The following is a 12,339-nucleotide window of genomic DNA, read 5'->3' as shown; positions in this document are numbered from 1 at the left end:
GCCGGCTGGGGGCGGCGGGGCGGCGCCGCTGCCAGGAGCACTTCACGGTGCAGCACCACCTGCAGGCCCTGCAGGGCCTGATCGAACAGGTGGCGGCCACGCCGGCGCCTCTGCCCGGCGATAGCCTCAGCCCGTGAGCTTTCTTGCCGGCCTCAACGACGCCCAGCGCCGGGCGGTGGACCACCACACCGGTCCCCTGCTGGTGGTGGCGGGGGCGGGCAGCGGCAAGACCCGCGCCCTCACCCATCGCATCGCCCACCTGATCGGCCACCACGGCGTCGATCCGGCCGATCTGCTGGCGGTGACCTTCACCAACAAGGCCGCCCGGGAGATGAAGGAGCGGCTGGAGCTGTTGCTGGCCCAGAAGCTGGCCCAGAGCCAGTTCGGCCAGCCCTGGAGCACCCTGCCGCTGGTGCAGCAGAAGCAGCTGCGCAGCCGCATCTACCGCGAGGTGATCAAGGAGCTGTGGATCGGCACCTTTCACGCCCTGTTCGCGCGGCTGCTGCGCTTCGATATCGACAAGTTCCACGACCCCGAAGGCCTGCGCTGGACGCGGCAGTTCTCGATCTACGACGAGAGCGACGCCCAGACCCTGGTGAAGGAGATCGTGACCCAGGAGCTGGGTCTGGATCCGAAGCGGTTCGAGCCCAAGAAGGTGCGCTGGGCGATCAGCAATGCCAAGAACCAGGGCTGGCTGCCGGAGCAGCTGGAGGCCAGGGCGGAGGGGGTGCGGGGCCGCAAGGAGGCCGAGGCCTACCGCCTCTATCGCCGCGCCCTGGCCGCCAACAACGCCCTCGATTTCGATGATCTGCTGCTGCTGCCGGTGCAGCTGCTGCGCCAGAACGAGCAGGTGCGGAACTACTGGCATCGTCGCTTTCGCCATGTGCTGGTGGACGAATACCAGGACACCAACCGCACCCAGTACGACCTGATCAAGCTGCTGGTCACCGATGGGCGCGACCCCGCCGCCTTTGAGGAGTGGGCGGGGCGCTCGGTGTTCGTGGTGGGCGACGCCGACCAGAGCATCTACAGCTTCCGCGCCGCCGACTTCACGATCCTGATGGGCTTTCAGGAGGATTTCGGCGACGGCGCTGCCGATGAGGCCACCAGCACCATGGTGAAGCTGGAGGAGAACTACCGCTCCACCGCCACGATCCTGGAGGCGGCCAACGCCCTGATCGCCCACAACAGCGAGCGGATCGACAAGATCCTCCGCCCCACCCGCGGCGAGGGGGAGCTGATCACCCTCACCCGCTGTGACGACGAGATCGCCGAGGCCGAGGCGGTGGTGCACCGCATGCGCATGCTCGAGGCCGCCCATCCCGATCTGCGCTGGGGTGACATGGCGGTGCTGTATCGCACCAATGCCCAGAGCCGGGCGATGGAGGAGGCCCTGGTGCGCTGGGGGATCCCTTACATCGTGGTGGGCGGTCTGCGCTTCTACGACCGGCGCGAGATCAAGGATGTGCTCGCCTATCTGCGGCTGCTGGTCAATCCGGCCGACACGGTGAGCCTGCTGCGGGTGCTGAATGTGCCCCGCCGCGGCATCGGCAAGACCACGATCGAGCGACTGACCGATGCCTCCAATCAGCTGGGGATTCCGTTGTGGGAGGTGGTGAGCGATGCCGAGGCGGTGCGCTCGCTCGGCGGCCGTTCGGCCAAGGGGCTGCTGCAGTTCCATGAACTGATCACGGATCTGCAGCGCCGCATCCAGGACGCTCCTCCCTCTGAGCTGGTGCAGCGGGTGCTGGAGCAGAGCGGCTACCTGGCCGAGCTGATCGCCGCCGGTACCGATGAAGCCGAGGACCGGCGCCGCAACCTCAACGAACTTGTGAATGCCGGTTTGCAGTACCAGGAGGAGAACGAGGAGGGGGATCTGGAGGGGTTCCTGGCCTCGGCCGCCCTCGCCAGCGACGCCGACAGCAAGGACACCGACCAGGACCGCGTGACGCTGATGACCCTGCACGCCAGCAAGGGGCTGGAGTTTCCGGTGGTGTTTCTGGTGGGGATGGAGCAGGGCCTCTTCCCCAGCTACCGCTCCCTGGAGGATCCCGCCGCCCTGGAGGAGGAGCGCCGCCTCTGCTACGTGGGCATCACCCGTGCCAAGGAGCGTCTGTTTCTCTCCCATGCCAGCGAGCGGCGCCTCTGGGGCGGCATGCGCGAGCCGGCGGTGCCCTCGGTGTTTCTCTCGGAACTGCCCGAGGAGCTGGTGCAGGGCGACATTCCGCGCTCCGGCGGTGCGGCCCTGCGCCGGGAGCAGCGGCTTGATCGGCTCACCCGTGTCGATCGCGAGGAGTCCCGCCGCGTGGCTGATGGTGGGGAGGCCGGCGCCGCCACCAATGCGGTGCGGCGCCGCGCCGGTGCGGCCCGAAGCTGGGTGGTGGGTGACCGGCTGCGCCATGCCGCCTTCGGGGATGGCCATGTGACCCATCTGTTCGGCAGTGGCGAGAAGATCTCGATCGCCGTGAAATTTGAAGGCATGGGCCCGAAGATCCTCGATCCGCGCCTGGCGCCGATCGAGCCGCTGGCCTGAGCGGCGATCCCTGGGATCCGACCATGCACTCTGATCCGACTCTGCCTGACACCGCCCTGCAGGAGACGTCCACCAACCGCCCCAGCGCAGGACCGGGGCTGCGCTGGCTCGTCTGGCTGAGCCTTGGGGTGGCGGTGCTGTTTGCCGGGCGGGCCCTGGCCCTGGTGGATGCCACCAGCCTCTGGGGCGATGAGCTCAGCACGGCCCGCAAGTCGTTTCAGCCCTCACTGGCCTATCTGTTCACCTATCTCACCACCGACACCCACCCGCCCCTCTATTACGGCCTGCTCTGGCTCTGGGGGCAGCTGGTGCCCGACACGGCCGTGTTCCTGCGGCTGTTTTCCTGGGGGTCCTATCTGCTGGGTGGGGGGGTGATCGTGGCCCAGGTGGCTCAGATGGCCAGGCCCCTGGCACCCCCACGGCGCCATCTGGCTGTGGCGCTGGCCGTGATCCTGGCCTTCTGCAGCCCCTTCCCGATTCGCTTCTCGATCGAGGCCAAGGGGTATGCGCTGTTGGTGCTCTGGATCGCCCTGGCCCTTCTCTGCCGCCGGCGCTGGTACCAGGGCGGTAAGCCCGCCGATGGCATCGGCTACGGCCTGGCCCTGGCCGCCGCCAGCCTCACCCACTACTACGGCCTCTTCTACGGGGTGGCCCTGGCGATCACCGATCTCACGGTGCCCTGGCGGCCGCTGCGGCTGCGGCTGGAGAGCGCCGCGGTTTGCCTCGTGGCCGCCTTGCCGAGCCTCGCCTGGATCTGGCACAGCCGCCGCTATCTGCTGGAGGGATCGGAGGCCGGCGAGTGGATCGGCAGGCCCGATGGCGGCATGGCCGAGGAGGTACTGGCGCGGGCCCTGGGACCCTGGCCGCTGCCGAAGCTGGCCCTGCTTCTGGCGATGGGAGCGCTTTATCTGGTGCTGTGCCGCCGGCGTGTCACGGCAGAGGCTGGCCTTGGCGTTGGTATCCAACGCCCCTGGCTGGCCTGGCTGGACGGGTCTGGTCTGCTCTCCGGCGGCCTGCTGGTGCTGCTGGTGGTGGGGGTGTCGTTCGTGAAGCCCATCGCCTACCCCCGCTACTTCGTGGTTCTGCTGCCTGCGGCGGTTCCCGTGGTGGCGCTGGCCTTTGCGTCTCTACCGGCTCCGGCCAGCCGCCTGCTGCGGCTGCTGCCGCTGGCCCTGGCCACGGCCCTGGTGCTCACCTTCTGGGTGGATTCCTTCCGCCCCCTGCAACCGGGAGGCGTGTTTCAGGGATCCCGCGAGATGAACGACTTCCGCCTGCTGGTGTTGGTCAGTCAGGACACACCCGTGCGGATCAGTCCACGGGCCCATCATTTCCGCACGGCCGAGCGGCTGCTGCGTCAGGCCGGTACGGTGAATCCAGCTCCGGTGTCACCAGGCCCCGTACCGCCCCGTGCTGCCCCGCCGGGCCTGGATTCCTGGGGCGATCTGCGCGATCTGCGCCGTCTGCTGCGCCGCCAGCAGCCCCCCGATCGGTTGGTGCTGGCCGAGACCGGTGGCCCGGACTCCGTGCAGCGTCGCATCGATCCAGCCCTCGCCCGGGTTGAGGAGCTGGGCTATGCCTGCCGCCGCGACCTGCCCAGCCGGCCTCACCTGCGTCTCTATCGCTGCCACTGGCCCGCAGCCGCTCAGAGGCTGGAGGGCTGAAAGCCTGCCGCGACGGCCGCACGGATCACCAACAGCTGCTCCAGCAGCGGCTCGAGGCGGTGCAGAGGCACCATGTTCGGCCCGTCGCTGAGGGCCCGATCGGGGTCGGGGTGCACCTCCATGAACAGCCCATCCACGCCCACGGCCACCGCCGCCCGGGCCAGGGGCGCCACGAACTCGCGCTGCCCGCCGGTGCTGCTGCCCCGGCCGCCGGGCTGCTGCACCGAATGGGTGGCATCGAAGATCACCGGGCAGCCCAGGTCGTGGAGCTGGGGCAGGCTGCGGTAATCCACCACCAGCGTGTTGTAGCCGAAGCTGGTGCCGCGCTCGGTGAGCCAGAGGTTCTCCACACCGGCCTCCCGCAGCTTTCGCACCACCTGGGCCATGTCCCAGGGGGCGAGGAACTGCCCCTTCTTGACGTTGATCGTCTTGTCTGTGCCCTGCACCGCGGCGGCGGCGGCCAGCAGCAGGTCGGTCTGGCGGCAAAGAAAAGCGGGGATCTGCAGCACGTCCACCACCGCGGCCACGGGTGCGGCCTGGTGGCTCTCGTGGATGTCGGTGAGCAGCGGCAGCCCGAAGCGTTGCTTCACCTCGGCCAGCACCTCCAGGCCATCGCCCACGCCGGGGCCGCGGAAGGAGCCGCCGGAACTGCGGTTGGCCTTGTCGAAACTGGCCTTGAAGACGTAGCGGATGCCCAGTCGGTCGGTGATGGCCTTCACCTGTGCGGCGATCTCCAGAGCCAGCTCGCGGCTCTCGATCACACAGGGGCCGGCGATCAGGGTGAAGGTCATGGCGGCAGGGTCAGGCCTCGGGTCGGGCCAGGTGCAGGATCGCCCTAGCCTCGCCCCATGACCCAGCCCATCCCGATCTTCATCGGCGTGGATCCGCGGGAGCGGGCCGCCGTGACGGTGCTGATCGACAGCCTCTATCAGCACAGCTCGGCGCCTCTGGCGATCACGCCGCTGGTCACGCCGCAGCTGGAGGCCCAGGGGCTTTACTGGCGCGCCCGGGATCCCAAGCAGAGCACCGCCTTCTCCTTCAGCCGCTTCCTGGTGCCACACCTGATGGATTACCGCGGCTGGGGGATCTTCATGGACTGCGACATGCTCTGCCGCGGCGATATCGCCGAACTTTGGGCGCTGCGCGACGAGCGCTATGCCGTGCTCTGTGTGCAGCACGAGCATGTGCCGGCCGAAACCCGCAAGTTCCAGGGGGAAGTGCAGAGCGCCTACCCGAAGAAAAACTGGAGTTCGCTGATCCTGTTCCAGGCCGGCCGCTGCACCGCCCTCACGCCCGACTACGTGAACACGGCCACCGGCCTCGATCTGCACCGCTTCCACTGGCTGGCTGGTGACCACGAGATCGGTGCCCTTCCCGATCGCTGGAACCATCTGGTGGCCGTGCAGCCTCCGCCGCAGCGATCGGCCGTCGAGGGGGGACCCGTACTGCTGCACTGGACCCTGGGCGGCCCCTGGTTCCGGGAGCAACGCACCATGGGGGAGGCGCTGGCGGCGGAGTGGTTCGCGGCCCGCGATGCCGCCTCCCGACTGTGGGAGTGATCCGCGTGCCTCGTTCCGTCAGTCCTGATGCCGCCTCGCCGCTGCCCACGATCGTGGCGGTACCGGCCCGGCTCGCCTCCAGCCGTCTGCCCGGCAAGGTGATGGCCGACATCGGCGGCCAGCCGATGCTGCGGCGGGTGCTGGAGCGCTGCGCCGCCGCCGAGACCCCCGCCGCCGTGGTGCTCTGTACCGACAGCCCGGAGCTGGTGGACGCCGCGGCCGGCTGGGGCTTCCCGGCCCTGCTCACCGGCGCCGACTGCCCCTCCGGCAGTGACCGGATCGCCTCGGTGGTGCAGACCCTGTTGACCATGGCCGACACCGGGACGGCGCCCCTGAGTGCCGAGACCACCCTGGTGATCAATGTGCAGGGGGATCAACCCTTTCTCGATCCCGCCGTGATCGATGCCATGGCCGCTGAATTCGGGCGGCGCCGGCCGTTGCCGGAGGTGCTCACGCCCGTCTATCGCCTCAGCGCCGCCAAGGTCCACAACCCCAATGTGGTCAAGACCCTGCTGGCCGCCGATGGCCGCGCCCTCTACTTCTCCCGCTCGGCGATCCCGCACGTGCGCGATGTGGAGCCGGCCGACTGGCCCGACCACGCCCCCTACTGGGGGCATGTGGGCCTCTATGGCTACCGCGCCGATGTGCTGGCCGGTTGGGCCGCGCTGCCCCATTCGCCCCTGGAGCAGGTCGAGAAGCTGGAACAGCTGCGGCTGATCGAGGCGGGCATCGGCATCGGCACCTTCCCGGTGGAGGGCGACTCCCTGTCGGTGGATACGGCGGAACAGCTCGAACAGGCCAGGGGGATCGCGGCCCAGATGAACGCCGCAGGAGGCCCCGTGGCTCAGGACATCGCCGTTCAGTCGTTGCGGTCGCGCCATCCCTCGGCACAGAGCTGACGCCAATGCGGCCGGCGCCCCAGGATCCGCTCCACCAGCTCCCGCACGGCCCCGTCGCCGCCGTTGCGCTCGAGCACAGCATCGGCCTGCCGCCGCAGGGGTGGGGCCGCATCGGCCGGGGCCAGCAGCAGCCCCACGCAGGGGCGCACCGCCAGGTCGTTGAAGTCGTCGCCCACAAAGGCGGTGCTGGCTGGCTCCAGGTCGAGTTGCTCCAGCAGCCGCGCCAGGGCGGCGGGTTTGTCCTTCACTCCCACCAGGCAATGGCGGATGCCGAGATGGCGGGCCCGGGCCTCGGTGGCACCGCCCATGCCGCCGCTGAGCAGGGCCACCTCCAGCCCGGCCTGTTGCAGCAGGCGGATCCCCAGTCCGTCCCGCACATCGAAGCGCTTGAACAGCTCGCCGTTGGGGCCGTACCAGAGACCGCCGTCGGTGAGCACCCCGTCCACATCGAGCACCACCAGGCGCAGCTGATCCAGGCGAGGCCCGAGCTGTCGCCAGCGCCGCCGTTGTCGCATCCATTCCAGGGCGCCGATCATGGCTGCGGGCTCCGCCCGCTGGTGAGGCCGGCCTGCACCAGATCGTGCAGCCGCAGCAGCCCCAGCAGGTGCCTGTCCTGATCGGCGCTGCCGCCGGCGTTGGCCAGCACCGGCAGGATCGAGATCGGCTTGCGGCGGTTCCGCTCCATCCGCTCCAGCGCCTCCACCGCCAGCAGGCCAGGCCCCACCGTGATCGGATCGGCGGTCATCAGGTCGCGGGCCGTGAGCGTGGCCCAGGTGCCGGGGCCATGGGCCTGCAGGGCGCGGCGCAGGTCACCATCGGTGATCAGCCCCGCCAGCCGTTCGGGCTCGTCAGGGGGTGCCACCCAGCAGGCGCCGATGGCATCGCGCGTCAGCTGGGCAATCACCGCCGGCAGATCCGCCGACGGAGCCAGGGGGTGGAGACGGTCGGCCGGCACCATCAGGTCGCCGACGCGCAGGGTGAGCTGGCGGCCGAGGCTGCCGGCCGGATGGTTGAGGGCGAAGTCCTGGGGGGAGATGCCGCGCCGCTCCATCCACACCGCCGCCAGGGCATCGCCGATCGCCATCGCCACCGCGGTGCTGGCGGTGGGGGCGAGGTTGAGCGGACAGGCCTCCCGGTCCACCGAGCCATCCAGAACCGCATCGCAGCCCCTGGCCAGGCTGGAGTCCAGCCGGCCCACCAGGGCGATGCGGGCACTGCCGCGGCGTTGCAGATGGGGCAGGATCTCCAGCAGCTCCTGGGTTTCACCGCTGTTGGAGAGCAGCAGGGCCACGTCCTGCGGCGCCACCACCCCCAGGTCGCCGTGCAGGGCATCGAGGGGGCTGAGGTAGATCGCCATCAGCCCGATCGAGGAGAAGGTGGCCGCGATCTTGCGGGCCACGATGCCGCTCTTGCCCACGCCGGTGATCACCAGCTTGGCCCGATCCTCGGCGCAGCGATCGAGCAGCGCGAGGGCCGCCTCCACCTGGCCGGCATCGAGGCGACCGGCCGCGGCGGCGATCGCCCCGGCCTCCTCCTCCAGACAGCGCGTCAGGGCCGACACCGGCGCAGTTCCTTCATGATGCGCCCATTCTCCCCATCTCCGGTCTGGACGGGGCTTGCGCGTCATGGAGATCCCGGGCCTGCCGCCCCAGTTGCTGCCCCTGCTGCGCCAGGCCGCCGTGCACCATCGCCTCGCCCTGGTGGGCGGTGCCGTGCGCGATCTGCTGCTGCACCGGGTGCACCACGATCCCTGGCGGGGGCTGCCCGACCTGGATCTGGTGGTGGAAGAGGCCAGTCTGGGCGGGGTCAGCTGGCCCGCAGCCAGCCCCGAGGCCGCTATTGCCATCGAGGGGAGCTGGCAGCCAGCTCCCGAAGACTCCCAGCCGGAGCGGGTCAGTGCGCTGGAACGGCCGCCGGCGGCCCATCGGCTCGCCCGCCGGTTACGGCAGCAGTTGGGGCCCCAGCTGGTGCCCTTTCTCCAGGAGCACGGTGCCTACGGCACGGTGGAGCTGGAGCTGGATCTCGGCGCCTGTCACGGTGAGGCCCTCCAGGCGGGCGACCAGCCGCTGCTGCTTGATCTGGCCAGTGCGCGCCAAGAGAGCTACCCGGTGCCTGGCGAGAACCCCCGGGTGCGCTACGGCAGCCTCGATGACGATCTGGCCCGGCGGGACTTCACCATCAACGCGATGGCCCTGTTGCTGGTGCCCTGCCGTGGTGATCCCGCCTCCCCACCGGATGCCAGCTGCCTGCTGGATCCCCACGGCGGCCAACGGGATCTGGTCCGGCGCCAGCTCCGCTTTCTCCACGCCGCCAGCGTCCGCGATGACCCCACCCGGGTGCTGCGAGGTGCCCGCTACGTCGCCCGCCTCGGTTTCACGCTGGCCCCGGAGAGCCTGGAACAACTGCAGAGCACCCTGGCCACCTGGCCCTGGGGGTGGCGGCCGGGCGATCCGCCGGGGCAGGCTCCCTCGGCCCTGGGCACCCGGCTGCGCATGGAACTGGAGCTACTGCTGGAAAGGGAGGCCTGGCGCCGGGCTCTGACGGCACTGCAGGGGTGGGGGGCGCTGCAGCTGCTTGATCAACGGATCCAGGCGGATCGAACCTGGCCGCGGCGGCTGGCGTGGGCCCAGCGCTTCGGGTTGCCCCTGCCGGCGGCCCTGGTGGCGGCTGCCGCCGATCCCCTCGCCCTGGCCGAGCGGCTGCAGTTGCCCCATCGCCAGCACAAGTTGCTCAGTCAGTGGCTGCTGCTGCTGCAGCGGCTGGCGGAGGCGGCTTCCGCTCCGGCCGATGGCCCAGCGGAGCCCTCCCAGTGGACCCAGCTGCTGGAGAGTCCGGGGCTTTCAGCCGAGGCGGTCGCCCTGGCCCTCGCCTGCGGCAGTGGCAGTACCCGGCGGCGGCCCCTGCTGCGCTGGTGGCTGCTCTGGCGCCATGTCAGGTCGCCGTTGTCTGCGAAGGATCTGCTGGCTCAGGGTGTGACGCCTGGTCCCCAGCTGGGGATGCGGTTGCGCCAGGCCCGGCTGGAAGCCATCGATCAGCTGGAGGAGGCTCGGGTACTGCGGCGTCCGGCAGCCCCCACAAGGCGGTGACGGCCAGATAGCCGATCAGGCACTGGCTGGCGGGATTGATCAGGAACACCGTGGTGGCCAGGGCGTTGAACAGCAGCAGCAGATCCAGGGCGATCGCCGCTTCCGTGAGGGTGGTGCCGTCGCGTCCCCAGGCCAGTCGCAACGGTGTGTGCCGCAGGCGCCACCTGATCGCCATCACCAGGATCACCAGCAGCAGCACCAGTGCCAGCAGGCCGAGACTGCCGGTTTCGCCCAGGATCTGGGCGACGCTGTTGTGGGCATGGCCCATCGGCCGCCAGCCGTCACCGCGCGCCTGGGCGGTGGCCTCAGCGCAGAACTCCCGCGCCCGCGTGCCGAAGCCGATGCCGTACAGAAAGCGGTTCTGACCGGAAAAGGCGATGCCTCCGTAGCACTCCGCCGCCTTGAGGCGGCCCAGGTCGGAGAGGAGATTGCGGCCGCTGCTGGGGGCCAGCACGAACCACCACAGGCTCATCACGGCGGCCAGGGCCGCGGAGCCGCCCAGGGCCAGCAGCGCTGCCTGGCCGGCCTTCAACCGGCCCCGGGCCCGACTGATCAGATACGCCATCGCCATGGCCAGCAGCGGTGCCAGCAGGGCCAGGCGTGATCCCGTGCGCAGGCAGAGCCCATAGCCCAGCAGCGCCGTGGCCAGCAGGGCCAGGCGTTTCCAGCCGGTCTTTTCCAGCAGCCCGCCATAGGCGGCGCAGACACTGAACAGCATCGCCAGGGTGGCGACGCGATTCAGGCCGCCAATCCCAACCTTCTTCTGTTCCAGCACGACTTCCAGGGGGGTGCTGAAGTCGAGGCTGCCGGGCCAGTGCAGGGCCAGCAGCACCACCACAGGCAGGGTCGCCAGGCCGATCCACTGCAACGAGGCCCGCCAGGAGGCTGGCCGCCGACCGGCACCGGCAGCCAGGCCCAGCACCACCATCAGCAGATCGCTGGGGCCGGAGGGACTGCTCTCCTCGCCGAACAGCACCACCCGCACGTTCACCAGCAGCAGCCCGAGCATCAGGGCCGCCCAGGGGGTTCCGGCCGGCCTCTGCCGCACCTGCCGCACCGCCTGACTGACCAGCCGCAGGGCCAGCCAGATCAGCAGCAGGCCGGTGGCGAGCAGTTCCTGAGAGCGGAACAGCTGCAGGGCGAAGATCAGCGGCAGCAGGGCATCCAGCCAATCCGTCGCCCCCTCGCCCGGCCAGCCCCACTGGCGTGGACTCCTGCCGTGCGGAGCTGTGTCTTCGGACGCGATCACGGCAGAAGTCGTGGCCATAGGCAGGGCTGCGCGGAGATCAGGTCTGGCCGCAACGTTGTCGGGGGGGATTCCAGCACAGGCCCCCATAGCCGCAGCGGTCACCGCTGCTCGGGCGCTTGGCCTCGATCAGGCTTCGACCACTTCACCGATCACGCTGGCCTGTTCAAACCCGGTTGCTGCCAGGGCCTCCAGGGCATCGGCGACCTGGGCCGCCGGCAGAGCGGCCAGGAGGGGGCCACAGGTCTGCGGATCGATCAGCAGCCCCAACCGGGAGCCTGGGGCCGGCTGGTCCAGTCGGATCGGGCCGTCCAGCGTGGCCAGGGCTGCCGCATTGTCGGGGGCGAGGCTGCTGGCGAAGCCCTCCTCCAGCAGCTCCAGAGCACCGGCCAGGGCGGGTACCGCAGCGGCGCGCAGCCGCACGGCCAAGGGAGGGGGTCCTTCGCCGCGACCGATTCCGAGCATCTCGCCCAGGTGCCCCAGCAACCCGAAGCCGGTGATGTCGGTGCAGGCCCGGCAGCCGTGACGCGCCAGCAGCGGCACCAGATCCGCCTGGCTGCGCTGCATCTCGGCCAGGGCCGCGGCGATCCACTCCGGCCGGGCCGCGCCGGCCATGGCGGCGGCAAACAGCACGCCACTGCCGATCGGCTTCATGATCAGCAGCTGATCCCCGGGGCTCAGGCCGCCCTTGGGCCACAGCTGCTCTGGCGGGGCAACGCCGTTCACTGTGAGCACCAGGGTGATCCGTTGGCCGGGTGGCTCAGCAGCGGCCTGCCTCTGTGCCGCTGCACCCACCCCGTCAGACAGCTCCTGGCGCTCCTCGAGGGTGTGGCCGCCGATCAGAGAGGCTCCCATCGGCTCCAGCACCGAGCGGATCCCGGCCAGGGTCTGGACCAGCAGCTCCTCCTGCAGGCTGGGCCCCACAGCCGGCAGGGTCACGGCCGCCTGAACGCTGTGCACCGAGGCACCGCAGGCCCAGAGATCGCTGCAGGCATGCAGGGTTGTGAGCCGGGCATTCAGCCAGGGGTCACTCAGCAGGGCTGGGAACCCATCCACGCTCTGCAGCCAATGCTCACCGTTGGCGCCGCGGCCCAGTTCCACCGCATCCTCCGGCGCCGGTGGATGGCTGCTGCCACTGACGCGGGCCAGGGCGGCGGTCAGGGGCGCCGCGGCCAGCTTGGCGGCGCAGCCGCGACAGGCCATCGGCTCGCCATTGGCGGTCTGCATCGGCTGCAGGGCCGTGAACAGCTCCAGAAAACTCCGGTCGATCTGCTCCTTCCAGCGCCAGAGCCACCCCGCCGGCCCAATCGCCAAGGGGCCCCACAGCGCCACCGCCTGGCGGGGAGGCCCCGGTA

Annotated in this window: 9 protein-coding genes; 5 read left to right on the top strand and 4 right to left on the bottom strand. The window is 70.3% G+C overall.

The annotated features are described in order from the left end of the window. Positions 1-133 precede the first annotated feature (133 nt). Positions 134-2,533 (top strand): UvrD-helicase domain-containing protein, encoded by a 2,400-nt coding sequence (locus VB716_RS04335; protein WP_323248812.1) that lies wholly within the window; start codon positions 134-136, stop codon positions 2,531-2,533. Positions 2,534-2,556: 23 nt separating this feature from the next. Then, the gene (locus VB716_RS04330) at positions 2,557-4,194 is read left to right on the top strand and encodes a glycosyltransferase family 39 protein (RefSeq protein ID WP_322757993.1); all 1,638 of its coding nucleotides are present in this window, start codon (positions 2,557-2,559) and stop codon (positions 4,192-4,194) included. Here the strand turns inward: VB716_RS04330 and kdsA are convergent. Continuing rightward, positions 4,176-4,985: a 3-deoxy-8-phosphooctulonate synthase gene (gene kdsA / locus VB716_RS04325; RefSeq protein WP_197171192.1), complete on the bottom strand. Its 810-nt coding sequence runs from the start codon at positions 4,983-4,985 to the stop codon at positions 4,176-4,178. The two genes, VB716_RS04330 and kdsA, sit on opposite strands and share 19 nt — an antisense overlap. 57 nt (positions 4,986-5,042) lie before the next feature. On the opposite strand from kdsA, the gene VB716_RS04320 reads away from it, so the two are divergent. Both VB716_RS04320 and kdsB read left to right on the top strand, forming a co-directional pair. Beyond that, a complete protein-coding gene (locus VB716_RS04320) occupies positions 5,043-5,753 on the top strand; it encodes a hypothetical protein (protein ID WP_197158029.1) in 711 nt (236 codons plus the stop codon). A gap of 5 nt (positions 5,754-5,758) precedes the next feature. Continuing rightward, on the top strand, positions 5,759-6,652 hold the full coding sequence (gene kdsB, locus VB716_RS04315; RefSeq protein ID WP_231598100.1) for a 3-deoxy-manno-octulosonate cytidylyltransferase: 894 nt from the start codon (positions 5,759-5,761) through the stop codon (positions 6,650-6,652). On the opposite strand, the gene VB716_RS04310 is transcribed toward kdsB, so the two are convergent. Both VB716_RS04310 and VB716_RS04305 read right to left on the bottom strand, forming a co-directional pair. After that, complete coding sequence (locus VB716_RS04310; protein ID WP_231605481.1) at positions 6,613-7,188, bottom strand: KdsC family phosphatase; 576 nt, start codon at positions 7,186-7,188, stop codon at positions 6,613-6,615. The two genes, kdsB and VB716_RS04310, sit on opposite strands and share 40 nt — an antisense overlap. Continuing rightward, positions 7,185-8,213 carry a KpsF/GutQ family sugar-phosphate isomerase gene (locus VB716_RS04305; RefSeq protein WP_231598102.1) on the bottom strand — a complete coding sequence of 343 codons (1,029 nt, stop codon included), beginning with the start codon at positions 8,211-8,213 and terminating at the stop codon, positions 7,185-7,187. The genes VB716_RS04310 and VB716_RS04305 overlap by 4 nt, the downstream gene beginning before the upstream one ends. Before the next feature lie 64 nt (positions 8,214-8,277). Here VB716_RS04305 and VB716_RS04300 point away from each other — a divergent pair, with 64 nt between their 5' ends. Continuing rightward, positions 8,278-9,738 (top strand): CCA tRNA nucleotidyltransferase, encoded by a 1,461-nt coding sequence (locus VB716_RS04300; protein WP_197158026.1) that lies wholly within the window; start codon positions 8,278-8,280, stop codon positions 9,736-9,738. A gap of 1,375 nt (positions 9,739-11,113) precedes the next feature. On the opposite strand, the gene VB716_RS04295 is transcribed toward VB716_RS04300, so the two are convergent. After that, the coding region (locus VB716_RS04295; RefSeq protein WP_323269823.1) for an AIR synthase-related protein at positions 11,114-12,339 on the bottom strand (1,226 nt) is incomplete at its 5' end.

The organism is Synechococcus sp. CCY9201 (assembly GCF_034931105.1).
Classification (GTDB): Bacteria; Cyanobacteriota; Cyanobacteriia; order PCC-6307; family Cyanobiaceae; genus CBW1002.
The sequence above is the reverse complement of the archived record's forward strand: the minus strand, read 5'-3'. Positions and strand labels throughout refer to the sequence as shown.

What these genes read in the sequence shown, in the direction of transcription:
- VB716_RS04330 (WP_322757993.1), top strand. Translation starts at nt 2,557, where the DNA reads ATGCACTCTGATCCGACTCTGCCTGACACCGCCCTGCAGGAGACGTCC.
- kdsA (WP_197171192.1), bottom strand. Translation starts at nt 4,985, where the DNA reads ATGACCTTCACCCTGATCGCCGGCCCCTGTGTGATCGAGAGCCGCGAG.
- VB716_RS04320 (WP_197158029.1), top strand. Translation starts at nt 5,043, where the DNA reads ATGACCCAGCCCATCCCGATCTTCATCGGCGTGGATCCGCGGGAGCGG.
- VB716_RS04310 (WP_231605481.1), bottom strand. Translation starts at nt 7,188, where the DNA reads ATGATCGGCGCCCTGGAATGGATGCGACAACGGCGGCGCTGGCGACAG.
- VB716_RS04300 (WP_197158026.1), top strand. Translation starts at nt 8,278, where the DNA reads ATGGAGATCCCGGGCCTGCCGCCCCAGTTGCTGCCCCTGCTGCGCCAG.